Genomic DNA, 22523 nt, shown 5'->3' with positions numbered 1-22523 from the left:
CCTTATTGTTATGTTATAACGTAATGAAGAGGTCATCATGAAAGCCCATATCCATCCTCCCTATCGTACGGTGGTGTTTCACGACACCAGCGCGAATGAGTATTTTAAAGTCGGCTCAACTATCCGCACCGATCGCGTGATTGAACTCGATGGCGAAACTTTTCCGTATGTGATGATCGACGTCTCCTCGAAATCGCATCCGTACTACACGGGCAAACAAAAAACCTTCGCCAATGAAGGCAGTGCAGCCCGATTCCGCCAGCGCTTCGGCGGCTTTATTGATGCGAAAAGGAAAGCATGATGCAGGTCGTCAACTCATTACGTAGCGCTAAACAGCGCCACCCGGATTGCCAGCTGGTTAAACGCAAAGGGCGGCTGTACGTTATCTGTAAGAGCAACCCCCGCTTCAAAGCGGTACAGGGGCGCAAAAAACGCCGTTAACGGAAACTCTCCAGCGAGCGGCGCTGTTGGCCGTCGGCGGTAAAATTGTCGGCGGCCAGCCATTGGCGCATGGCGTTATCCAGCTCCGGCCATTCGCCGTCTATCACCGAAAACCAGTCCGTGTCCCGGTTGTGTCCTTTACTCACCAGCGCCTGGCGAAAACGTCCTTCGTACTGAAACCCCAGCCGCCTTGCCGCCCGGGCTGATGGGATATTAAGACTGTTGCATTTCCATTCATAGCGACGGTAGCCGAGCGTATCAAAGACATACTGCATCAACAGCCAGTGCGCTTCGGTGGCCATGGCCGTTCGGCTCAGTAACGGTGAAAAATGCACATGCCCCACCTCTACCACACCGTGAGCGATATCGATACGCATTAACGCCAGCGAGCCGACCGCTTTCCCTCGCTGCTGGTCAACGACGGCAAAATGAATCGGGTCTGCCAGCGTGGCGACCTGCTCCACCCAGGCACTGAATTCTGCAAGGTTGCTCTCAGGTTCACGCAGCAGCCACGTCCAGCTGCGGGCGTCTGGCGCCAGCTGGTGAGCGGCGAACAGATCGCTGGCATGAGCAAGAGTCAGCGGTTCGAGTCGACAACGGCTGCCCTGTAATACCTGTCGTGTCGGCCAGGGGCGCGGCTGCCAGTCAGACAGCGCGACGCCGAGCGCCTGGCCAAACTGATTATATTCGCACATTGCGGTTTCCTTATTGGGGATTTACAGGCAGCGTACGCGCTCGCTGGTTCCATAAAAAGTGCCATTAGAGTATGTTTTTATGGGGCCACGAGGAGGCAATATGAATATACCGGACGAGGGGTTTTTTACGCTGTTGACGCAGGGGATGCGGAACCGCACGGTCGAAACCTTACAGCGCGCCCTTTACCACACCTTACGTGACGCTATCCTGCAGGGAACCCTGACGGCCCGCTGCCGTTTACCCGGATCGCGGGTGATGGCCGAACGGCTACACCTGTCGCGGAATACGGTCAATGCGGCACTGGAACAGCTGGCGCTGGAGGGGTACCTGACACGGAGCCGTCAGGGAACGCAGGTGGCACCACTCGCCTCCTGCCGGCAGGAGGCGGGTCAGATGCCGCCCGTCGTGCTGCCTGAGCGGCTGCAAAGGCTGCCAGCCGCGATGCGCCGCGACTCACCGACGCTGGCATTTACGCCAGGCATGCCGGCGGTAAACTATTTCCCGCTGCCGCTGTGGCGGCGACTGATGGATAACGTGCTACGCGAAGATGGTAGCGCGCTGCTGGGTTATGGCGAAGCCGCGGGCGATCCTTTGCTGCGAGAGGCTATCGCTCGTCATCTGGCGCTCTCCCGGGGCATCCGGTGCGATATCCGGCAGATCGTCATCACCGAAGGCGCGCTGGAAGGCGTCAACTTATGCGCCTCGCTACTGACCAACCCGGGCGACAGCGTGTGGCTGGAAGAACCGGGGTACCTGGGGGCGAGGAGTGGCTTTCAGCGGGCGGGACTGCGGGTCAGAGGAATGGCTGTCGACGATGAAGGGATGTGTATTGCCAACGGCGTCGCGGAGCCGCCCCGGCTCATTTTCACCTCTCCTTCACACCAGTATCCCTGTGGGAGCATCATGAGCGCCGGGCGCCGTCTGGCGCTCGTGGAATATGCCCGCCGGCACGGGGCGTGGATTGTGGAGGATGACTACGACAGCGAGTTTCGCCATAGCGGAGAACCGATCCCGGCGATGCTGGGAATGGTGCCTGATGCCCCGGTGGTCTATCTCGGCACCTTCAGCAAAACGCTGTTTCCGGCGTTGCGTATCGGTTTTATGGTTATGCCGCCCGCGCTGGCGGATGCTGCTCAGGACGCCATTGGCGCGCTGCTGCGCGGGGGACACCGTGCTGAACAGCGGGCGCTGGCCAGCTTTATCGAGAAGGGACACTATGCGCGCCATCTGGCAGCGATGCGCCGCCTGTACCGTAAACGTCAGCAACAGCTGCGCGAGGCGCTGGCGCAAGAGATAACCGTGCCGTGCGACGTTCTCGGCGGGGGAGGGGGGATGCACCTGACGGTGGCGATGGAGGGCGTTAATGACCGGACGCTTGCGCAGCAGGCGCGCCAGTTTCAGCTGGCGCCCGCCGCGTTAAGTCATTTCTATCTCGACCCGCAGCGAGCGCGGAGCGGACTGGTGCTTGGGTATGGCAATACCTCTGCTTCTCGCTATTTCCCGGCGCTGCGGACCCTAAATCGCCTTATTGCGCAGCACCGGCGCGCGTGAGGGTAAAGACATCGTAGAAGGAGAGCTCGCCTTTGGTGGCGACCATCTTTTTGAGCTGCGCCTTCTGCTCGCTATCGACGTCTGGCGACTGCAGGATACGGTCGATCAGCTGCCGGGGGACAAAGCGGGTGTTGTACCATTCCCCGTTGTAGCACACGCGAAAGTCGAGGACATCGATATCCTCGTAGCGATAGCGTGGATAGACGTCAAAGAAGAAAAAGGCGTTTAACAGAATGAACAGCACCACCAGCAACCAGACCGAGTCTACCAGCGTTTCAGAGCGCAGCATGACCACCAGCGTCGCCAGAAACGCGGCATACATGGCAACAAACAGTCCCGGATGATTGCGGATAAAACTGATGCTAAAACGCGGGCGATTATCGCGTTTTTCCTGGACGTTGAGTTCGTCAATGGTGTGAATCAGCAGGCGTTGTATTTCTGTCATCTTGGTCCTCGAATTCTGCAATGAGCCTGCCGCGCCCGGCGGACCAGGCGCGGCAGGCTCAGCCTGAAGGCTATTTTATGTTGCAATATTCTGCGGAGAAAGTAACAGATCAGTTACAGAAAAGCATAACAGTTACGGATTTGTCGGCGGAAGGCGCTTAATGATCTGCGCCGGGTTACCGCCGACGACGGTACAGGCAGGGACGTCTTTGGTGACCACCGCGCCGGACGCAATGACCGCATTATCGCCAATGGTCACGCCGGGATTGATCACTGCCCGACCCCCAATCCACACATTGTGGCCAATAGTTACCGGCTTGCCGTATTCCTGGCCGCTATTACGCGCATCGGCGTCCAGCGGATGAGTGGCGGTATAAATATGGACGCCTGGCGCCAGCATACAGTTATCGCCAATATGGATAGGGCAGACGTCGAGCATCACGCAGTCAAAATTGGCGTAAAAACCGGCGCCGAGAAAAATATTATAACCATAGTCGCAGCGAAAGCTTGGCTCGATATACGCATCGCCGGCGCGAGCGAACAGCTCGGCCAGAATATGCTGACGTTGTTCCTGGTCATCCGGGGCGGAATGATTATAACGGTGCAACAACTGTCTGGCGCGCAGGCGATCGGCGCGAAGCGTTGGGTCGCCAGATAAATAGAGCTCACCGGCGATCATTTTGCGTTTTTCTTCACTCATGCATGGGTCTTCCTTATACCTGACTGTTGATGGCCGTAGCAGTATAAAAAAGAAACCGGTTACAGGGTTGCTGTTGGCTGAATGATGTGATGTCTATCACAAAGATACCCTATGGCGGCTGACCCGTACCGTCCGGCCAGCAGACCACGTAGTACGCGTAAATTAGCGGATAAATTTCCAGACAGAGGTCGGGATTTTATCGTATAGCTTATTCATGGTCAGTTCCGCCAGACGATGGTCGGCAGCTGAGTAAAATACCGCCAGCTCATTATCAGACAGTTCATATTTATTTTTTTCAATGACGCGCTCCAGCGTGTCAATTGTCTGGCAACGACGTAAGCGCATCAAATAGTCTGTTTTAGTTAATGGCTTATCAGACATAATTCCACCTTTTGATTGTAATAATTCTAACACGATAGACTGGCCGGGTTTTCCCGGCTGGCGTTGACAAAGCAACGAAATAGTCGGTTACCGGATTTTTTCCACTTTTGCAAATCCGTAGAGTTAATGCCGTAGTTACTGAACAACGTAAAAGTGTCGTCCAGATATTCGTCAACCTGAGCGATCAGCTTATTATCCTCTGCATACTTAATTTTATAATTAAGAGCGAATGTGGCAATGTGCTCGATCAATTCATTTAACTGGAGATTGACAGCCGACGTCGGGTCGTTGACCCAGCCATGGTTGCTCTCTTCCAGGTTTGCAAGGCAGTCATGATACAGCGTTTCGCAGAGAAAGCGTAGCTGTGCAATATCATGTCTTTTTGGCGAGTATTCGTCCATAACGCATCCCCTTTTGAGTGGTTTAAACGACGACTAGCAAACACCGTTGTGGGATGAACACGACTAACTGACCTGACACTAACTGAGTAATCCTGCTGATTTAACTATAATCCACTCTCCAACAGATTTCATCGTGCTATTACGAAAAATTACAATTATCAGCGAGAAATTATCTTAAAAATAGACGAATTAATTTCGCAGGCGCTGGCCCACAGCCGGAGAAATAGAGAAATCTTATGAATCATTGGTTTAAGGCAGGCAGCTGTCGCGTTCAGAAACCGCCGACCCGTGGATAATGATAGTAGGATTATTCCTGGTAAATGAGTGTTTGCCGATCCCGAGTTGTTGAACAAGCTGCTAAAAATAGCCTGCGCCATATCAATATATATTAAATGCAGAACGAAAAATAAACAATGGCAATATGTGCCTTGCCAGCCAGTGATAAAAAAGGGCCGCGGTAGCGGCCCTTTGTTCAGGAGTGAAGATTAATGATGCTCAACCTGATGGCTGTGCTCTATATCTTCCGATTTTTTGCTAAAGCGGCGACGAACCACCACAAAGAACACCGGCACGAAGAAGATCGCCAGGATCGTCGCGGTCACCATCCCGCCCATTACGCCTGTACCGACGGCGTTCTGCGCACCGGAGCCGGCGCCGGAGCTGATAACTAGCGGCATTACCCCGAGGATGAACGCCAGAGATGTCATCAGGATTGGACGTAGACGCATACGTACTGCTTCAAGCGTCGCCTCAATCAGCCCTTTGCCCTCTTTCTCCATCAGGTCTTTGGCGAATTCAACGATCAATATTGCGTTCTTCGCCGACAGGCCGATGGTGGTCAGCAGACCCACCTGGAAGTAAACGTCGTTGGTTAGCCCGCGGAAGGTGGCGGCTAACAGCGCACCGACCACACCCAAGGGGACGACCAGCATAACCGAGAACGGAATCGACCAGCTCTCATACAGCGCCGCCAGACACAGGAAGACGACAATCAGCGAGATGGCATACAGGGCAGGGGCCTGGTTGCCGGACAGTCGCTCCTGATAAGACATCCCGGTCCAGTCGTAGCCGATACCGGAAGGCAGTTTACCCGCCAGCTCTTCCATCAGCGCCATCGCCTCACCGGTACTCTTGCCTGGCGCGGCCTGACCGAGGATTTCCAGTGACGGCAGACCGTTGTAGCGTTCCAGACGCGGCGAACCGTATTCCCAACGCGAGGTCGAGAAAGCAGAGAACGGCACCATCTGACCATCGCTGCCGCGAACATACCACTTGCCGATATCTTCCGGCAGCATACGGTATTTCGCTTCGGACATGATGTACACTTTCTTCACGCGGCCGCGGTCGATAAAGTCGTTGACATAGCTTCCGCCCCAGGCTGCGCCCAGCGTGGTGTTAATGTCGCTGATGGAGACGCCCAGCGCCTGAGCTTTCTCCTGATCGATATCGATTTTAAACTGCGGTGTATCTTCCAGACCGTTAGGGCGCACGCCGGTCAGCACGTCAGGATGCTGCGCCACCATGCCAAACAGTTGGTTACGCGCCTGGGTCAGTTTTTCGTGGCCGAGACCGCCCTGGTCAATCAGCTCGAAGTCAAAGCCGGTCGCGGTACCCAGTTCAACGATAGCCGGCAGGTTAAAGGCGAAGACCATCGCATCTTTAATCTGCGAGAAGTAGCCCATTGCTCTCGCGGTGATCGCTTCAACTTTGTTTTCCTCACCCGGACGCTGGCTCCAGTCTTTCAGCGAAACGAACGCGATACCGGTGTTCTGGCCGCGGCCGGCGAAACCGAAGCCGTTAACCGCAAACACGGATTCCACGTTGTCCTTCTCTTTGGTGAGATAGTAATTCGTCATCTCATCCAGCACTTTCTGCGTACGCTCCTGGGTGGCGCCGGCAGGCAGCTGCGCCATACTCAGGAATACACCCTGGTCCTCGTCCGGCAGGAACGAGCTCGGCAGACGGACGAACAGCCATGCCATACCCACCACGATGATCAGATACAGCACCAGATAACGACCGGTGCTGCGCAGAATGTTGCCTACGCTGTCGGTGTAATGGTGCGTGCTCTTATCAAACATGCGGTTAAACCAGCCGAAGAAGCCGGTGGTCGCGCCATGGCTGCCTTTCTGAATGGGTTTCAGCATCGTGGCGCACAGCGCCGGCGTCAGGATTAACGCCACCAGTACCGACAGCGCCATCGCGGAAACGATAGTGATGGAGAACTGGCGATAGATGGCCCCGGTTGAGCCGCCGAAGAACGCCATCGGGATAAATACCGCCGACAGCACCATCGCGATACCTACCAGCGCGCCCTGAATCTGTCCCATCGATTTACGCGTCGCTTCTTTCGGCGGCAGACCCTCTTCCGCCATCACGCGCTCGACGTTCTCTACCACCACGATGGCGTCATCCACCAACAGGCCGATGGCGAGCACCATCCCGAACATCGTCAGGGTGTTTATCGAGAAGCCAAACGCCGCCAGCACCGCGAAGGTGCCTAACAGGACCACCGGTACCGCGATGGTGGGGATCAGGGTGGCGCGGAAGTTCTGCAGGAACAGATACATGACCAGGAACACCAGGATGATCGCTTCCACCAGCGTTTTAACCACTTCGTGAATAGAAATTTTCACGAACGGGGTGGTGTCATACGGGTAAACGATCTTCATCCCCGACGGGAAAAACGGCTCCATCTTCGCCAGTTCAGCGCGAATAGCGTTGGCGGTATCCAGCGCGTTCGCGCCGGTAGCCAGTTTAATACCCAGACCGGATGCCGGCTGGCCGTTAAACTTCGCCACCACGTCATAGCTTTCGCCGCCCAGCTCAATTTTGGCGACATCACGCAGACGAACCTGGGAACCGTCCTGGTTCACCTTCAGCAGGATGTTGCCAAACTCTTCCGTATTGGTCAGACGCGTCTGCGCGATGATCGAGGCGTTAAGCTGCTGGCCTTTCACCGGCGGCGTACCGCCTAACTGGCCCGCGGCCACCTGGGCGTTCTGCGCTTTCAGGGCGCTGATCACATCCACCGGCGTAAGCTGGAAGTTGTTCAGTTTGTTTGGATCCATCCAGATACGCATCGCATACTGGGAACCGAATAGCTGAACGTCGCCGACGCCGCTGGTACGGCTAATCGGATCCTTCATGTTGGCCGCCACGTAGTCCGAAATATCGTCCTGGTTCATGGTGCCGTTGGTGTTAATGACGCCGACAACCATCAGGAAGCTGCTGGACGCTTTCTCAACGCTAATCCCTTGCTGCTGTACTTCTTGCGGCAGCAGAGGCGTCGCCAGCGCCAGCTTGTTCTGAACCTGAACCTGGGCGATATCCGGATCGGTACCGGATTCGAAGGTCAGCGTAATGGTTGCCGTACCGGTGGAGTCGCCATTTGAGGACATGTACATCAGGTGATCGATACCGTTCATATTCTGTTCGATAACCTGAGTTACGGTGTTCTGCACCGTTTCGGCGTCAGCACCGGGGTACATGGCGGTAATGGAAATTGCTGGCGGCGCAATCGTCGGATATTGCGCCACCGGCAATTTGAGGATCGATAATCCCCCAGCCAGCATGATGATAATGGCGATCACCCATGCAAATATGGGGCGATCGATAAAGAAATTAGGCATGTCTTAACGGCTCCTGTTTAAGTTAAGACTTGGTTTGTTCTGATGGCGCGTTGCCTGCGGCTTGCTGTTTATCATCAGAAGCTACTTCCTGCGCTTTTACCTGCACACCTGGTTTGATTTTTTGCAGGCCGGTGACGATAACGCGATCGCCGGATTTCAGACCGTCAGTGACCAGCCATTTATCGCCGATCGCCTGAGAAGCAGTGACCTGGCGGACTTCGACTTTATCGCCTTCCCCCACTACCATGACGCTGGCGTCGCCGCGCGGCGTACGGGTAACACCCTGTTGCGGTACCAGCAGGGCGTCAGGGTTAATCCCTTCTTCCAGACGGGCACGGACGAACATCCCCGGTAGCAGGGTGTGATCCGGGTTCGGGAAAATAGCGCGTAGCGTGATTGAGCCGGTGGTCTGATCGACGGTGACATCCGAGAATTCCAGCGTGCCGGACTGCGGATACTTAAGACCGTCATTAGTCACCAGCTCCACTTTCGCTTTGCCGTTTTCCTGTTTCAGGCGGCCGTCGGCTAGCTCCTGCTTCAGGCGCAGGAAATCATTGCTCGACTGGGTGACGTCAACATAGATCGGATCCAGCTGCTGTACGGTTGCCAGGGCGGTCGTTTGACCATTCTGTACCAGCGCCCCTTCGGTCACGGCGGATTTACCGATCCGGCCGCTGATCGGCGAGGTGACTTTGGTGTAGGCCAGATTGATGCGCGCGGTTTCAACGGCAGCTTTCGCCGCGACCACGGCCGCATTGCTCTGCTGCGCCGTCGCAACGGCGGTATCGTAGTCTTGTTGACTAATATATTTGGTGCCCAACAGTTTCTGATAACGCTTGACCGTCAGTTGATCCATGTTTGCCGCCGCCTGGGCTTTTGCCAGGTCGCCTTTGGCGCTGTCATAGCTGGCCTGATAGGTGGCTGGATCGATCTGATACAGGGAGACGCCGGCCTGGATATCGCTACCTTCCACGAAGTTACGTTTTAAAATAATGCCACTGACCTGAGGACGGACTTCCGCAATGCGATAGGCGCTGGTGCGGCCTGGCAGTTCGGTGGTTATTTGTAGAGGTGCGGATTTGAGCGTCACAATACCGACTTCTGGCATGTGCTGGGCTCCCTGTTGAGCCGGTTTATCGTCACATCCTGTTAGCGCTAAGCTGCCTGAGAGCATCAGAACGACCGCCAGAGGCGTTAACCCTCTGTTTTTGTTCATATGTAAACCTCGAGTGTCCAATTTCAAAATGTTCAGTGGCTCAAACAACCACAAACCCACTACAGTCTTTCTATTATGGTCATGCTATGGTACATACATTCACAAATGTATGTAAACGTAACCTCTGTAAAGTCATTAACCTATGGCACGAAAAACCAAACAACAGGCACGTGAAACCCGGCAACTGATTCTGGATGTTGCTCTGCGTCTGTTTTCGCAGCAAGGCGTATCATCTACCTCGTTGGCAACAATTGCAAAAGCTGCGGGTGTAACGAGGGGGGCTATCTACTGGCATTTCAAGAATAAATCAGATTTATTCAACGAAATTTGGGAGCTGTCAGACGCCAGTATTAGCGATCTCGAAATTGAGTATCGGGCAAAATTCCCCAACGATCCACTCTCAGTTATCAGGGAGATTCTAGTCTATGTTCTTGAAGCGACAGTGACAGAAGAACGTCGACGATTAATGATGGAGATTATCTATCATAAGTGTGAGTTCGTCGGTGAAATGACCGTGGTGCAGCAGGCCCAGCGGCAGCTCTCCCTGGCGAGTTATGAGCGTATCGAGCAGACCTTGAAAGAGTGCATCGCGGCGAAGCTGCTGCCCGCCAATTTACTCACCCGGCGGGCGGCCGTGTTAATGCGCAGCTACCTTTCCGGGCTGATGGAAAACTGGCTGTTTGCCCCCGATTCGTTCGACCTGCATGCGGAAGCGCGGGACTACGTCGCTATTCTGCTGGAGATGTATCAATTCTGCCCGACGCTACGCGGCCCGGAGAGCTTGTCAGCTTAAAGGTAGCGCGCGGATGGGCGTGAATTTTTAGCGCCGTCCGCCGCTATTCGCCAGCGCTGAGAAGTGCTATTCTGCGCGCTTGCGACGACCCCCGGTATTCTCCGGCATTTGCATTCATTCATATTAACTATGCTGCACACGATCTCCAGGCAACGCGCCACGTTCATCTTTATTATCACGCTGCTCTGTTTTATTGGCCTTTTCAGCCCAGTCCAGGGCCGCGCCGCGGATCTCCCCGATCGGGCAGAGGTGCAGAGCCAGCTCAATACGTTAAACAAGCAAAAAGAACTGACTCCGCAGGACAAACTGGTCCAGCAGGATCTGACTCAGACGCTGGAAACGCTGGATAAAATCGAGCGTATCAAAAGCGAGACGGCACAGCTGCGACAGCAGGTCGAGCAGGCGCCGGCGAAGCTGCGCCAGGCGGTGGAGAGCCTCAATAACCTGAGCGATGTCCCGAACGACGACGCGACGCGCAAAACGCTAAGTACGCTCTCCCTGCGTCAGCTGGAGTCGCGCGTCACCCAGACGCTGGACGATCTGCAGAATGCGCAAAATGATCTGGCGACCTATAACAGCCAACTGGTTTCCCTGCAAACGCAGCCGGAACGCGTGCAAAATGCGATGTTCAACGCCTCCCAGCAGCTGCAGCAGATCCGCAATCGTCTGAATGGCACCTCGGTGGGCGACGAGACCCTACGCCCGACCCAGCAGGTGCTGTTGCAGGCTCAACAGGCATTGCTCAATGCGCAGATCGAGCAACAGCGCAAGAGCCTCGAAGGCAACACTATCCTCCAGGATACCCTGCAGAAGCAGCGTGACTACGTCACCGCCTGGAGCAACCGGCTGGAGCATCAGCTACAGCTGCTGCAGGAGGCCGTGAACAGCAAACGGCTGACCCTGACCGAGAAAACCGCCCAGGAGGCGGTTACCCCCGACGAAACGGCGCGTATTCAGGCCAACCCGCTGGTCAAGCAGGAGCTGGATATTAACCATCAGCTCAGCGAGAAGCTGATCCAGGCAACAGAGAACGGTAACCAGCTGGTGCAGCGCAATATCCAGGTCAAAAACTGGCTCGACCGCGCGCTGCAGTCTGAACGGGATATTAAAGAGCAAATTTCAGTTCTGCGGGGGAGCCTGCTGCTGTCGCGTATTCTTTACCAACAGCAACAGACATTACCGTCGGCGGATGAGCTGCAGGATATGACCAACCGCATCGCCGACCTGCGGCTTGAACAGTTTGAGGTGAACCAGCAGCGCGACGCGCTGTTCCAGAGCGATGCCTTTGTCGCCAAACTGGAGGAGGGGCACAGCAGCGAAGTGAACGATGAAGTCCACGCCGCGCTACTGGAAGTGATCGACATGCGTCGCGAACTGCTTGATCAGTTCAACAAACAGTTGGGCAACCAGCTGATGATGGCCATCAACCTGCAGATCAACCAGCAGCAGCTGATGAGCGTCTCGAGCAGTCTGAAGGAAATTCTGACCCAGCAAATTTTCTGGGTGAACAGCAATAAACCGATGGACTGGGAGTGGATTAAGGCCTTCCCGGAGGCGCTGAAAGGTCAGTTTAAGGCGATGAAAATCACCGTGAACTGGGAAAAAGCGTGGCCTGCGGTGTTTGTCGCTTTCCTGGCCGGTTTACCGCTGCTGTTGATTGCCGGCCTCATCCGCTGGCGTCTGCAGTGGCTCAAGGATTATCAGGCAAAGCTTGCTTCCCAGGTGGGACAGCTGCGCAACGATACCCAACTGCATACGCCGAAGGCGATCCTGATCGATCTGATCCGCGCCTTACCGGTGGTGCTGTTGATTCTGGCTATTGGTCTGATCTTACTCACCATGCAGTTAAATATTAGCGGACTGCTGTGGGCGTACAGTAAAAAGCTGGCTATGTTCTGGCTGGTGTTTGGCCTGTGCTGGAAAGTGCTGGAAAAGAACGGCGTCGCGGTCAACCACTTTAATATGCCGGCGCAGTTGACCAGCCACTGGCGGCGGCAGATTGTTCGCGTCAGCCTGGCGCTGCTGCCGCTGAATTTCTGGTCGGTGATTTCCGAACTGTCGCCGCTGAACCTGATGGACGACGTGCTGGGGCAGTTGGTGATTTTCTTCAACTTACTGCTGATCGCGGTGCTGGTTTGGCCGATGTGCCGGGAAAGCTGGCGCGATAAAGAGTCGCACAGCCTGCGCCTGCTGACGATCACGGTGTTGTCTATCGTTCCGGTGGCCCTGATGGTGCTGACGGCAACCGGCTACTTCTACACGACGCTGCGTCTGGCGGGACGCTGGATCGAGACCGTGTATCTGGTGATGATCTGGAACCTGCTGTACCAGACCGTGCTGCGTGGCCTGAGCGTGGCGGCGCGGCGTATCGCCTGGCGCCGCGCGCTGGCGCGCCGTCAACATCTGGTGAAGGAAGGGGCGGAAGGCGCCGAGCCGCAGGAAGAGCCAACTATCGCTCTCGAGCAGGTCAACCAGCAGACGCTGCGCATCACCATGTTGGTGATGGTCGCGCTGTTCGCAGTGATGTTCTGGGCGATTTGGTCTGATTTGATCACCGTTTTCGCCTACCTCGACAGCATTACCCTCTGGCACTACAACGGCACCGAGGCGGGGGCCAGCGTGGTGCGCAGCGTGACGATGGGCAGTTTGTTGTTCGCCATTGTGGCGTCAATGGTCGCCTGGGCGCTGATCCGCAACCTGCCGGGGTTGCTGGAGGTGCTGGTGCTGTCGCGGCTCAACATGCGTCAGGGGACCTCCTACGCCATCACCACCATTCTCAACTATGCGATTATCGCTATCGGGGCGATGACGGTATTCGGGGCGCTGGGAGTCTCCTGGGATAAACTGCAATGGCTGGCGGCCGCGCTGTCGGTTGGTTTAGGTTTTGGTCTGCAGGAGATCTTCGGTAACTTTGTCTCCGGCCTAATCATTCTGTTCGAACGTCCGGTGCGCATTGGGGATACGGTCACTATCGGAACCTTCTCGGGGACGGTAAGCAAAATCCGTATTCGCGCCACCACCATCACCGATTTCGATCGCAAAGAGGTGATTATCCCGAACAAGGCGTTCGTTACCGAGCGCTTGATCAACTGGTCGCTCTCCGACACCGTGACCCGGGTGGTGATCCGCCTCGGCGTCGCCTATGGCTCAGATCTGGATAAGGTGAAAGAGGTGCTGCTGAAGGCCGCGCACGATCATCCGAAAGTGATGCAGGAGCCGGCGCCAGCGGTTTTCTTCACCACCTTCGGGGCCAGTACCCTGGATCATGAACTGCGTCTGTATGTTCGAGAACTGCGCGATCGCAGCTACACGGTGGATGAGCTCAACCGCGCCATCGACCGCCTGTGCCGGGAGAATGACATCAACATTGCCTTTAACCAGCTGGAAGTTCATCTGCGCAATGAAAAAGGCGATGAAGTCACCGAAGTGAAACGGGACGGGAAAGGCGACGATCTGGCGCCCACCACCGCGTCCTGATCGAAGAGGGGCGGCGCAAAGCCGCCCCTGCTGTATCAGGGCGCCAGCGCGGCGAGTTCTTCATCGCTCAGCCCGGTGAGCTCCTGCACGGTTTGACGTTCGAGGCCGCGCGCCAGCATTCTGGCGGCGATGCTGCGGGTAGCTTCCTGCTCACCCTCTTGCTGTCCCTGTTTACGGCCTTTCTCTTCCAGCCATTCGGCAATGGTCATCATCAGCTCCTTATGCCTGGGCGACTGCGCCGCCAGCGTGCGGATCAGCGCCCCCGGATGTTCCGTAGTTCCCGCCTGCAACATATAGCGCAGCAGCGTATTCAGCTGCGCTTCTGTCAGATAGCCTTGCGTCATCAGCGCAATCAGCGGCACCTGCAGCTCGGCCAGATCGCGATGGCGGATATGCTTTTGCAGCAGCTCCAGCATGGCCATCCGCCGATGACGGGCGATCTGATTATCTGGCATTACGGTGAGGTCCACCAGCGGAAAATCATTGCTATAGAGCGCCTTCGCCAGCGCCGGATCGGCGAATAGCTGTTGCCAGTTGCGGGCCCAGGGCCAGGGGCTCACTTTGCCGTGATAAAACAGAATCGGCACCACCAGCGGCAGCGTGTCGTGGCCGGCGTCCAGATGACGCTGCATGGCGGCCAGCGCATAGCGCAGCAGGCGAAACGCCATCAGCTTGTCCGGGGTACTCTGGTGCTCAATCAGCGCGTACACATAGCCCGGTCCATGACGCGTGCGCAGTGAGTAAAGGATATCGGAATAGCTGGCGCGCAGGTCCTCTTCAACAAAGCTACCGGAGACCAGCTGCAGCGAATCCAGTTCGCAGATCGCCAGAAACGGCGCGGGGAGGTACAACTGCAAAAAATCCTTCGCGACCGCCTGATGCATGAGCATCTGGCGAAACACCGCGTCGTGTGGGGTTTGACTGACTTTTTCCATCAATATTGTCTCCAGTGGCGTCATGCGCAGAGGACCAGACTGCCAGCACACTGCCGGAGACAACATCCTACTTCTCTGGGTTTTGCGACCCGCTTTCCGCGTTTTTTAACTTGTTTGCATAATCCCGCCGGACAATTTCCAGCGCGCTCAGCACGGTTTGCGCCGGGATCTGATGCGATTCCAGCAACATGATTAAATCGACGGCCAGTTTGACCTCATCGGATGCATTTTCCAGCGACATCGGGCTCTCCTGTTAGCGCGTCAGCCGCGCCAGTACGTTTTCAATCTTGTCCAGCGCCTGTCGGCAGCGCGCCAACCGGCCGCTGTAGGCTTCAACTTCTTTCCCCAGCCGCTGCTGCTCGTCAAGGCTGGTCGCCTGCGCCAGCTGACGCTGGCGTTGGTCGCGCATCGCCAGCAGGCGGCGCTCATACTCCTGATGCTGCAGGCGACGGCGCTGCCAGCGGCTCAACGTTGGCGACGCGTGGTCCCAACTGCGCAAGGACCAGGTGGCGGTTTCACGGCGCAGCGCGGCGATTTGTGCCGCCAGACGCTCGGCAATCCAGACCACTTGCGGCAGCTGCTGGCGCTCGACGGCCTGGCGGAGCTGGTTAAAGTTGTGTTGGGCTTCCGCCAGATAGGCCTGCATCAGCGTGCTGCGGGTGTGGAAGAGCTGGCGGTCAAAGCGCGGGCTGAGGGTCGCGTGCTCCGCCAGCGGCGCCACCAGCGCGGCCAGCTCACTCAGCTGGTCGTTCAGCGTTTGTAAAAGTTGAGCAGTTTTCACCAACCCCCTCCATTTTCCGTCAGCCAACTGTGCTACAGTAGCCTCATCTGTTTGATAACGATTCGCATTATGCCACCTGTTATTTTAACCATTATCGGCTGGCTGGCGGTAGCGCTGGGTACGCTGGGCGTCTTCTTACCGTTGCTGCCGACGACGCCGTTTATTCTGCTCGCCGCCTGGTGCTTTGCCCGCTCATCGCCGCGCTTTCACCAGTGGCTGCTGTATCGCTCCTGGTTTGGCGGCTATCTTCGCCACTGGCAACAGTACCGCGCCATGCCTCGCGGCGCTAAACCGCGCGCCATTGCGATGATCGTGGTGACTTTTGCTATTTCGCTATGGCTGGTTAAGCTTACGTGGGTGCGCATCATGCTGTTGGTCATTCTGGCCTGTCTGCTGATCTTTATGTGGCGCATTCCGGTGGTTGACGCAAAGCAACAAAAGCACTGATGCGCAATAATGCCTGTTGCAATTGTTGCCGACAGCCAGTAAATTCTGGCGTTTTCGAGCGCGGGCAAGCCTGGTCAAAGGTTAAACAAATGTTTCTTTGGCCCCTTTTGCACGCCCGTGGGTAATACCGTTTCAATCAGGCATACACTTATGACCGCAACTGCACAGCAGCTTGAATATCTGAAGAACAGCATCCAGAGTATCGAGGATTATCCAAAACCTGGCATTCTTTTCCGCGATGTCACCAGCTTACTGGAAGACCCGAAGGCCTACGCGCTTAGCATTGAACTGCTGACCGAGCGCTACAAAGACGCGGGTATTACCAAAGTGGTAGGGACTGAGGCGCGTGGCTTCCTGTTCGGCGCCCCGGTCGCGCTGGCGCTGGGCGTGGGCTTTGTTCCGGTACGCAAGCCGCGTAAGTTGCCGCGTGAAACCATCGCCGAGACCTATGAGCTGGAGTATGGCACCGATCAGCTGGAGATCCACGTTGACGCCATTAAACCGGGCGATAAAGTGCTGGTGGTTGACGATCTGCTGGCGACCGGCGGCACTATCGACGCCACGGTCAAACTGATCCGCCGCCTCGGTGGCGAAGTGCACGATGCCGCTTTCATTATCAATCTCTTCGATCTGGGCGGCGAACAGCGCCTGGAGAAGCTGGGGATCCACTGCTACTGTCTGGTGCCGTTCCCGGGCCACTAAGCAAATCCCTCCACATAGCCTCGCCGATCGGGCGGGGCTGTGATAGCATGACCCCTTCGTGATTTCACCTTCCAGCGTTTCAGAGCCAGCCCATGAGTTATCAGGTCTTAGCCCGTAAATGGCGCCCACAAACCTTTGCTGACGTCGTCGGCCAGGAACATGTGCTGACCGCACTGGCGAACGGCTTGTCGTTAGGGCGCATTCATCACGCTTATCTTTTTTCCGGTACCCGCGGGGTCGGGAAGACCTCCATCGCCCGTCTGCTGGCGAAAGGGTTAAACTGTGAAACCGGCATCACCGCCACCCCCTGCGGCGTGTGCGATAACTGCCGGGAAATTGAACAGGGGCGCTTTGTCGATCTGATTGAGATTGACGCCGCCTCGCGAACCAAAGTCGAAGATACCCGCGATCTGCTGGACAACGTCCAGTACGCGCCGGCCCGCGGCCGCTTTAAGGTCTATCTCATCGACGAAGTCCATATGCTGTCGCGTCACAGCTTCAACGCGTTGTTAAAAACGCTGGAGGAGCCGCCGGCGCACGTCAAATTCCTGCTGGCGACAACGGATCCGCAGAAGCTGCCGGTAACGATCTTATCCCGCTGCCTGCAGTTCCACCTGAAGGCGCTGGACGTTGAACAGATCCGCCATCAGCTGGAGCATATTCTTGGCGAAGAGCAGATTGCCTTTGAGCCCCGCGCGCTGCAGCTGTTGTCGCGGGCGGCCGATGGCAGCCTGCGCGATGCCTTAAGCCTGACCGATCAGGCGATTGCCAGTGGGGAAGGGCAGCTGACGGCCGCATCGGTGAGCACCATGCTCGGCACCCTTGATGACGATCAGGCGCTGTCGCTGATTGAAGCGCTGGTTGCTGCCGACGGCGAGCGGGTCATGGCGGGCGTCAATGACGCCGCCGCACGCGGCGTCGAGTGGGAGGCGCTGCTGGTCGAGATGCAGAGCCTGCTGCACCGCATCGCCATGGTTCAGCTGTCGCCTTCGGCGCTGGGCGCCGACATGGCCGCGGTCGAAGTGCGGATGCGCGAACTGGCGCGAACCGTACCGCCCGGCGACGTTCAGCTCTACTACCAAACGCTGCTGATTGGCCGCAAAGAGCTGCCTTACGCCCCGGACCGGCGGATGGGCGTCGAAATGACGCTGCTGCGTGCCCTGGCGTTTCATCCGCGTAAGCCGCTGCCGGAGCCGGAGGTGCAGCCGGCACAGGCCGCCGCGCCCGCGCCGCGTCAGCCGGTTGCCCCCGCCGCGCCGCCGCCACAGTCGCCGCAGAGTTTGCCGCCGACCACCAGCCAGGTGCTGGCGGCCCGCAGCCACCTGCAGCGCAGCCAGGGAGCAACCACCCCAAAAAAGAGTGAACCGGCAGCCGCTTCCCGCGCGCGGCCGGTGAATAACGCTGCGCTGGAGCGACTGAGTTCGATTACCGAGCGCGTCCAGGCTCGTCCGGCCGCGGCCGCGCTGGAGCAGGCCCCGGCGAAGAAAGAGGCCTATCGCTGGAAGGCGACGACGGTGGTGGAAGAGACCAAAGTCGAAGTCGCCACGCCCAAAGCGCTGAAAAAGGCGCTGGAGCATGAGAAGACGCCGGAGCTGGCGGCCAAGCTCGCCGAAGAAGCGGTCGAGCGCGACAGCTGGGCGGCGGAAGTGAGCCAGCTGGCGGTACCGAAGCTGGTCGAGCAGGTGGCGCTCAACGCGTGGAAAGAGCAGGAGGGCAGCCGCGTCTGTCTGCATCTGCGTCCCAGCCAGCGCCACCTCAATTCCGCCAGCGCGCAGCAAAAGCTGGCTGAAGCGCTGGGGGTGTTGTACGGTACGCCGGTTGAATTGACCATCGTGGAAGACGATAATCCCGCGATGCGTACGCCGCTGGAGTGGCGGCAGGCTATTTATGAAGAGAAGCTCGCGCAGGCGCGCGAAGCCATTATCGCGGATAATAACATTCAGACCCTGCGTCGTTTCTTCGACGCCGATCTGGATGAAGAGAGTATTCGCCCCATTTGAATGCCAGTCTGACTGGCATTCAGTACCTTTAACGATGACTGAGAGAGAAGCCTATGTTTGGTGGAAAAGGCGGCCTGGGTAACCTGATGAAGCAGGCCCAGCAGATGCAAGAAAAAATGCAGAAGATGCAGGAAGAGATCGCTCAGCTGGAAGTAACCGGCGAATCCGGCGCGGGTCTGGTGAAAGTGACCATTAACGGCGCGCACAACTGCCGCCGTGTGGAGATCGACCCAAGCCTGCTGGAAGACGACAAAGAGATGCTCGAAGATCTGGTGGCTGCCGCGTTCAACGACGCCGCGCGCCGTATCGAAGAGACCCAGAAAGAGAAGATGGCTTCCGTTTCTGCCGGTATGCAACTGCCGCCAGGCTTCAAGATGCCGTTCTGATGCAAACCAGCCCGCTGTTAACTCAGCTTATGGAAGCGCTGCGCTGTCTGCCGGGCGTCGGCCCGAAGTCAGCGCAGCGCATGGCGTTTACCCTGCTGCAGCGCGATCGCAGCGGCGGGATGCGCCTGGCGCAGGCGCTGACGCGTGCGATGTCGGAGATCGGCCACTGCGCCGATTGCCGCACCTTCACCGAGCAGGAGGTGTGCAATATCTGCAGCAACCCGCGTCGCCAGGAAAACGGCCAGATCTGCGTGGTAGAGAGTCCGGCGGACATCTATGCCATTGAGCAGACCGGGCAGTATTCCGGCCGCTACTTCGTGCTGATGGGGCACCTGTCGCCGCTCGACGGCATCGGGCCTGATGACATCGGGCTCGATCGCCTGGAGCAACGGCTGGAGGCGGAGTCGATCACCGAGGTGATCCTCGCCACCAACCCGACCGTTGAGGGCGAGGCGACGGCCAACTACATCGCGGAGCTGTGCGCGCAGTATGGCGTCGACGCCAGCCGAATCGCCCACGGCGTGCCGGTGGGTGGCGAGCTGGAGATGGTCGACGGCACCACGCTGTCCCACTCCCTGGCCGGTCGCCACAAGATTACTTTCTGAACAAATGGAGGCGGCCTTCGCCGCCTCCGCTTGAAAAATTTCCCCGCTGTCCCCATCTCCCACTCAACGGTTTTTTACCCATTTAAAATGGCATTGTTGAGGTTGAATCAGATGAAAGGACAAGAAACTCGTGGTTTTCAGTCAGAAGTAAAACAGCTTCTGCACCTGATGATCCATTCCCTCTATTCCAACAAAGAAATCTTTCTGCGTGAGCTGATTTCCAACGCCTCTGATGCGGCCGATAAGCTGCGTTTCCGCGCGCTGTCGCAGCCGGATTTGTATGAGGGAGACGGCGAGCTGCGCGTGCGGGTTTCGTTTGATAAAGACAACCGCACCCTGACCATCGCCGATAACGGTATCGGTATGAACCGGGAAGAGGTTATCGACCATCTCGGCACCATCGCCAAATCCGGCACCAAAGCGTTCCTCGAATCGATGGGTTCTGACCAGGCGAAGGATAGCCAGCTGATCGGTCAGTTCGGCGTCGGCTTCTATTCGGCCTTCATCGTGGCGGACAAAGTGACCGTGCGTACCCGTGCGGCGGGCGACAAGCCGGAAAACGGCGTGTTCTGGGAATCCGCCGGCGAAGGCGAATATACCGTTGCCGACATCACCAAAGCCGATCGCGGCACCGAAATCACCCTGCATCTGCGCGAAGGCGAAGATGATTTCCTCAACGACTGGCGCGTGCGCTCTATCATCAGCAAGTATTCCGACCATATCGCGCTGCCGGTTGAGATTGAAAAACGGGAAGAGAAAGACGGCGAAACCGTGATTTCGTGGGAAAAAATCAACAAGGCGCAGGCCCTGTGGACCCGCAGCAAATCCGAAGTTAACGACGACGAATACAAAGAGTTTTATAAGCATATCGCTCACGACTACAGCGACCCGCTGACCTGGAGCCATAACCGCGTGGAAGGTAAGCAGGAGTACACCAGCCTGCTGTATATCCCGTCGCAGGCGCCGTGGGATATGTGGAACCGCGATCATAAACACGGCCTGAAGCTGTACGTCCAGCGTGTGTTCATCATGGACGACGCCGAGCAGTTTATGCCGAACTACCTGCGCTTCGTGCGCGGCCTGATCGATTCCAACGATCTGCCGCTGAACGTCTCCCGTGAAATCCTGCAGGACAGCAGCGTGACCCGCAACCTGCGCACCGCGCTGACCAAACGCGCGCTGCAGATGCTGGATAAGCTGGCGAAAGACGACGCTGAAAAATACCAAACCTTCTGGAAACAGTTCGGCCTGGTGCTGAAAGAGGGCCCGGCGGAAGATCCGAGCAACCAGGAAGCGATCGCCAAACTGCTGCGTTTCGCGACCACCCATACCGACTCCTCCGCGCAGACCGTATCGCTGGAAGAGTATGTCTCACGCATGAAAGAAGGTCAGGAGAAGATCTACTACATCACAGCCGACAGCTATGCGGCGGCGAAGAGCAGCCCGCACCTCGAGCTGCTGCGTAAGAAAGGGATCGAAGTGCTGCTGCTCTCCGATCGCATCGACGAGTGGATGATGAGCTACCTGACCGAGTTCGACGGCAAAGCGTTCCAGTCTGTCGCTAAAGCCGACGAGTCGCTGGACAAGCTGGCGGATGAAGTAGACGAGTCCACCAAAGAAGCCGAAAAAGCGCTGGAGCCGTTCGTTGAGCGGGTGAAAAACCTGCTTGGCGACCGGGTGAAAGAGGTGCGTCTGACCCATCGTCTGACCGACACCCCGGCGATTGTCACCACCGACGCCGACGAGATGAGCACTCAGATGGCGAAGCTGTTCGCGGCAGCGGGCCAGGCGGCGCCGGAAGTGAAATACATCTTCGAACTGAACCCGGCGCATCAGCTGGTGAAACGCGCGGCCGATACCCAGGACGACGCGCAGTTCGGCGAATGGGTGGAACTGCTGCTGGATCAGGCGCTGCTGGCCGAGCGCGGCACGCTGGAAGATCCGAACCAGTTTATCCGCCGTATGAACCAGCTGCTGGCTTCCTGACACGAAGCTGAACGAGTAGCCCGGCCGAGCGACGCGACGCCGGAAACGGAATAAATGCCCCGTCTGAGCAATTTGCTCAGGCGGGGCATTTCACATTGGATTGCATAAAATATCTCACCATTAACCGTTTCAGCCGCACCGCCTTCCTTGAGCCATCGCCGTTCTGGTGGTATGGTTTAGCGTTTTTGAAAAATTGAATCGACTTTTGAGGGGATTTTCGTAATGCGTATTATTCTGCTTGGCGCTCCGGGCGCGGGTAAAGGAACTCAGGCTCAGTTCATCATGGAGAAATACGGTATTCCGCAAATCTCCACCGGCGATATGCTGCGCGCGGCGGTAAAATCCGGCTCTGAGCTCGGTAAGCAAGCGAAAGACATTATGGACGCAGGCAAGCTGGTGACCGATGAGCTGGTCATCGCGCTGGTGAAAGAGCGTATCGCCCAGGAAGATTGCCGTAACGGCTTCCTGCTGGACGGCTTCCCGCGGACCATTCCGCAGGCTGACGCCATGAAAGAGGCGGGCATTACCGTTGATTACGTGCTGGAATTCGACGTGCCGGACGAACTGATCGTCGACCGCATCGTTGGCCGTCGCGTCCACGCGGCATCCGGTCGCGTATACCACATCAAATTCAATCCGCCGAAGGTGGAAGGCAAAGACGACGTGACCGGCGAAGAGCTGACCACCCGTAAAGACGATCAGGAAGAGACCGTGCGTAAGCGTCTGGTAGAATACCATCAGATGACAGCGCCGCTGATCGGCTACTACACCAAAGAAGCGCAGGCGGGCAACACCAAATACGCCAAAGTCGACGGCACCAAAGCGGTAGCTGACGTGCGCGCCGAACTGGAAAAAATCCTCGGCTGATAAAGCCTTTTCTCATCCTGCTGCGGCAGGATGAGAACTCCTCTCACTTCTACCTTTTGCTATGATTGGTTCCGTTTAGCGC

23 protein-coding genes and 1 other annotated feature are annotated in these 22523 nt (G+C 57.2%); of the genes, 13 read left to right on the top strand and 10 right to left on the bottom strand.

Translation table 11 applies throughout. From position 1 onward, the window contains the following. Positions 1–37: 37 nt before the first annotated feature. Complete coding sequence (locus tag OHJ17_RS19340) at positions 38–301, top strand: type B 50S ribosomal protein L31 (protein ID WP_032432663.1); 264 nt, start codon at positions 38–40, stop codon at positions 299–301. Beyond that, positions 301–441 carry a type B 50S ribosomal protein L36 gene (ykgO, locus tag OHJ17_RS19335; protein ID WP_002892018.1) on the top strand — a complete coding sequence of 47 codons (141 nt, stop codon included), beginning with the start codon at positions 301–303 and terminating at the stop codon, positions 439–441. Before OHJ17_RS19340 ends, ykgO begins: the two co-directional genes overlap by 1 nt. Here the strand turns inward: ykgO and OHJ17_RS19330 are convergent. Next, positions 438–1136, bottom strand: coding sequence for a GNAT family N-acetyltransferase (locus OHJ17_RS19330; protein ID WP_023287311.1), 699 nt, complete (start codon positions 1134–1136; stop codon positions 438–440). The genes ykgO and OHJ17_RS19330 overlap by 4 nt on opposite strands. A gap of 100 nt (positions 1137–1236) precedes the next feature. Between OHJ17_RS19330 and OHJ17_RS19325 the strand changes: the two genes are divergently transcribed. Next, entirely contained in the window at positions 1237–2688 is a 1452-nt protein-coding gene (locus OHJ17_RS19325; RefSeq protein ID WP_004183206.1) for a MocR-like pyridoxine biosynthesis transcription factor PdxR, read from the top strand. Here the strand turns inward: OHJ17_RS19325 and OHJ17_RS19320 are convergent. Continuing rightward, entirely contained in the window at positions 2663–3133 is a 471-nt protein-coding gene (locus tag OHJ17_RS19320; RefSeq protein ID WP_020802585.1) for a YlaC family protein, read from the bottom strand. The two genes, OHJ17_RS19325 and OHJ17_RS19320, sit on opposite strands and share 26 nt — an antisense overlap. Before the next feature lie 20 nt (positions 3134–3153). On the opposite strand from OHJ17_RS19320, the gene OHJ17_RS19315 reads away from it, so the two are divergent. Next, a complete protein-coding gene (locus OHJ17_RS19315) occupies positions 3154–3294 on the top strand; it encodes a hypothetical protein (RefSeq protein WP_004147370.1) in 141 nt (46 codons plus the stop codon). Here OHJ17_RS19315 and maa read toward each other — a convergent pair. The 5 genes from maa to acrA form a co-directional block, all read right to left on the bottom strand. After that, a complete protein-coding gene (gene maa, locus OHJ17_RS19310) occupies positions 3266–3832 on the bottom strand; it encodes a maltose O-acetyltransferase (RefSeq protein WP_002892030.1) in 567 nt (188 codons plus the stop codon). The two genes, OHJ17_RS19315 and maa, sit on opposite strands and share 29 nt — an antisense overlap. A gap of 162 nt (positions 3833–3994) precedes the next feature. Then, the gene (locus OHJ17_RS19305; protein ID WP_002892050.1) at positions 3995–4213 is read right to left on the bottom strand and encodes an HHA domain-containing protein; all 219 of its coding nucleotides are present in this window, start codon (positions 4211–4213) and stop codon (positions 3995–3997) included. A 26-nt stretch (positions 4214–4239) separates the two neighbouring features. After that, on the bottom strand, positions 4240–4614 hold the full coding sequence (gene tomB / locus OHJ17_RS19300; RefSeq protein WP_002892066.1) for an Hha toxicity modulator TomB: 375 nt from the start codon (positions 4612–4614) through the stop codon (positions 4240–4242). Positions 4615–5099: 485 nt separating this feature from the next. After that, the gene (gene acrB, locus OHJ17_RS19295; RefSeq protein ID WP_002892069.1) at positions 5100–8246 is read right to left on the bottom strand and encodes a multidrug efflux RND transporter permease subunit AcrB; all 3147 of its coding nucleotides are present in this window, start codon (positions 8244–8246) and stop codon (positions 5100–5102) included. A gap of 22 nt (positions 8247–8268) precedes the next feature. After that, on the bottom strand, positions 8269–9462 hold the full coding sequence (gene acrA / locus OHJ17_RS19290; RefSeq protein ID WP_004177236.1) for a multidrug efflux RND transporter periplasmic adaptor subunit AcrA: 1194 nt from the start codon (positions 9460–9462) through the stop codon (positions 8269–8271). Between the two features lie 142 nt (positions 9463–9604). Between acrA and acrR the strand changes: the two genes are divergently transcribed. Together acrR and mscK are read left to right on the top strand one after the other, a co-directional pair. Further along, complete coding sequence (gene acrR, locus OHJ17_RS19285) at positions 9605–10255, top strand: multidrug efflux transporter transcriptional repressor AcrR (protein ID WP_002892080.1); 651 nt, start codon at positions 9605–9607, stop codon at positions 10253–10255. Between the two features lie 129 nt (positions 10256–10384). Then, positions 10385–13732, top strand: a complete 3348-nt coding sequence (mscK, locus tag OHJ17_RS19280) for a mechanosensitive channel MscK (protein WP_004177234.1) — start codon at positions 10385–10387, stop codon at positions 13730–13732. A 35-nt stretch (positions 13733–13767) separates the two neighbouring features. Here the strand turns inward: mscK and OHJ17_RS19275 are convergent, their stop codons facing one another. The 3 genes from OHJ17_RS19275 to priC form a co-directional block, all read right to left on the bottom strand. Further along, positions 13768–14667 carry an Rpn family recombination-promoting nuclease/putative transposase gene (locus tag OHJ17_RS19275; RefSeq protein WP_004183208.1) on the bottom strand — a complete coding sequence of 300 codons (900 nt, stop codon included), beginning with the start codon at positions 14665–14667 and terminating at the stop codon, positions 13768–13770. 67 nt (positions 14668–14734) lie between these two features. Next, entirely contained in the window at positions 14735–14908 is a 174-nt protein-coding gene (gene rsmS / locus OHJ17_RS19270; protein WP_002892136.1) for a pleiotropic regulatory protein RsmS, read from the bottom strand. A 12-nt stretch (positions 14909–14920) separates the two neighbouring features. Next, positions 14921–15448, bottom strand: a complete 528-nt coding sequence (gene priC / locus OHJ17_RS19265; protein ID WP_002892142.1) for a primosomal replication protein N'' — start codon at positions 15446–15448, stop codon at positions 14921–14923. Between the two features lie 69 nt (positions 15449–15517). Between priC and OHJ17_RS19260 the strand changes: the two genes are divergently transcribed. The 7 genes from OHJ17_RS19260 (at position 15518) to adk (ending at position 22441) form a co-directional block, all read left to right on the top strand. After that, positions 15518–15895, top strand: coding sequence for a DUF454 family protein (locus tag OHJ17_RS19260; protein ID WP_002892144.1), 378 nt, complete (start codon positions 15518–15520; stop codon positions 15893–15895). 150 nt (positions 15896–16045) lie between these two features. Further along, a complete protein-coding gene (gene apt / locus OHJ17_RS19255) occupies positions 16046–16597 on the top strand; it encodes an adenine phosphoribosyltransferase (RefSeq protein ID WP_004177230.1) in 552 nt (183 codons plus the stop codon). Between the two features lie 92 nt (positions 16598–16689). After that, a complete protein-coding gene (dnaX, locus tag OHJ17_RS19250) occupies positions 16690–18597 on the top strand; it encodes a DNA polymerase III subunit gamma/tau (protein WP_004177229.1) in 1908 nt (635 codons plus the stop codon). Next, positions 17930–17994, top strand: a sequence feature (DnaX frameshifting element). It overlaps the preceding gene by 65 nt. 53 nt (positions 18598–18650) lie before the next feature. After that, entirely contained in the window at positions 18651–18983 is a 333-nt protein-coding gene (locus OHJ17_RS19245; RefSeq protein ID WP_002892173.1) for a YbaB/EbfC family nucleoid-associated protein, read from the top strand. Then, positions 18983–19588, top strand: coding sequence for a recombination mediator RecR (gene recR / locus OHJ17_RS19240; RefSeq protein WP_002892177.1), 606 nt, complete (start codon positions 18983–18985; stop codon positions 19586–19588). The genes OHJ17_RS19245 and recR overlap by 1 nt, the downstream gene beginning before the upstream one ends. Before the next feature lie 111 nt (positions 19589–19699). Further along, the gene (gene htpG / locus OHJ17_RS19235) at positions 19700–21574 is read left to right on the top strand and encodes a molecular chaperone HtpG (RefSeq protein WP_004177228.1); all 1875 of its coding nucleotides are present in this window, start codon (positions 19700–19702) and stop codon (positions 21572–21574) included. Between the two features lie 222 nt (positions 21575–21796). Beyond that, entirely contained in the window at positions 21797–22441 is a 645-nt protein-coding gene (gene adk, locus OHJ17_RS19230) for an adenylate kinase (protein WP_002892184.1), read from the top strand. Positions 22442–22523 lie beyond the last annotated feature (82 nt).

This window comes from Klebsiella sp. KP20-425-1, from assembly GCF_025813515.1.
In the GTDB taxonomy this organism is placed as follows: Bacteria; Pseudomonadota; Gammaproteobacteria; order Enterobacterales; family Enterobacteriaceae; genus Klebsiella; species Klebsiella pneumoniae.
Note: the sequence above shows the minus strand (reverse complement) of the source record. Positions and strands in the feature narration are given on the sequence as shown.

Coding starts and splice junctions, on each gene's coding strand:
- OHJ17_RS19245 (WP_002892173.1), top strand. CDS start 18,651: ATGTTTGGTGGAAAAGGCGGCCTGGGTAACCTGATGAAGCAGGCCCAG.
- maa (WP_002892030.1), bottom strand. CDS start 3,832: ATGAGTGAAGAAAAACGCAAAATGATCGCCGGTGAGCTCTATTTATCT.
- mscK (WP_004177234.1), top strand. CDS start 10,385: ATGCTGCACACGATCTCCAGGCAACGCGCCACGTTCATCTTTATTATC.
- acrR (WP_002892080.1), top strand. CDS start 9,605: ATGGCACGAAAAACCAAACAACAGGCACGTGAAACCCGGCAACTGATT.
- rsmS (WP_002892136.1), bottom strand. CDS start 14,908: ATGTCGCTGGAAAATGCATCCGATGAGGTCAAACTGGCCGTCGATTTA.
- OHJ17_RS19315 (WP_004147370.1), top strand. CDS start 3,154: ATGAGCCTGCCGCGCCCGGCGGACCAGGCGCGGCAGGCTCAGCCTGAA.
- OHJ17_RS19260 (WP_002892144.1), top strand. CDS start 15,518: ATGCCACCTGTTATTTTAACCATTATCGGCTGGCTGGCGGTAGCGCTG.
- OHJ17_RS19305 (WP_002892050.1), bottom strand. CDS start 4,213: ATGTCTGATAAGCCATTAACTAAAACAGACTATTTGATGCGCTTACGT.
- OHJ17_RS19340 (WP_032432663.1), top strand. CDS start 38: ATGAAAGCCCATATCCATCCTCCCTATCGTACGGTGGTGTTTCACGAC.
- OHJ17_RS19325 (WP_004183206.1), top strand. CDS start 1,237: ATGAATATACCGGACGAGGGGTTTTTTACGCTGTTGACGCAGGGGATG.
- apt (WP_004177230.1), top strand. CDS start 16,046: ATGACCGCAACTGCACAGCAGCTTGAATATCTGAAGAACAGCATCCAG.
- ykgO (WP_002892018.1), top strand. CDS start 301: ATGCAGGTCGTCAACTCATTACGTAGCGCTAAACAGCGCCACCCGGAT.
- tomB (WP_002892066.1), bottom strand. CDS start 4,614: ATGGACGAATACTCGCCAAAAAGACATGATATTGCACAGCTACGCTTT.
- dnaX (WP_004177229.1), top strand. CDS start 16,690: ATGAGTTATCAGGTCTTAGCCCGTAAATGGCGCCCACAAACCTTTGCT.
- adk (WP_002892184.1), top strand. CDS start 21,797: ATGCGTATTATTCTGCTTGGCGCTCCGGGCGCGGGTAAAGGAACTCAG.
- acrA (WP_004177236.1), bottom strand. CDS start 9,462: ATGAACAAAAACAGAGGGTTAACGCCTCTGGCGGTCGTTCTGATGCTC.
- acrB (WP_002892069.1), bottom strand. CDS start 8,246: ATGCCTAATTTCTTTATCGATCGCCCCATATTTGCATGGGTGATCGCC.
- OHJ17_RS19320 (WP_020802585.1), bottom strand. CDS start 3,133: ATGACAGAAATACAACGCCTGCTGATTCACACCATTGACGAACTCAAC.
- htpG (WP_004177228.1), top strand. CDS start 19,700: ATGAAAGGACAAGAAACTCGTGGTTTTCAGTCAGAAGTAAAACAGCTT.
- recR (WP_002892177.1), top strand. CDS start 18,983: ATGCAAACCAGCCCGCTGTTAACTCAGCTTATGGAAGCGCTGCGCTGT.
- OHJ17_RS19275 (WP_004183208.1), bottom strand. CDS start 14,667: ATGGAAAAAGTCAGTCAAACCCCACACGACGCGGTGTTTCGCCAGATG.
- OHJ17_RS19330 (WP_023287311.1), bottom strand. CDS start 1,136: ATGTGCGAATATAATCAGTTTGGCCAGGCGCTCGGCGTCGCGCTGTCT.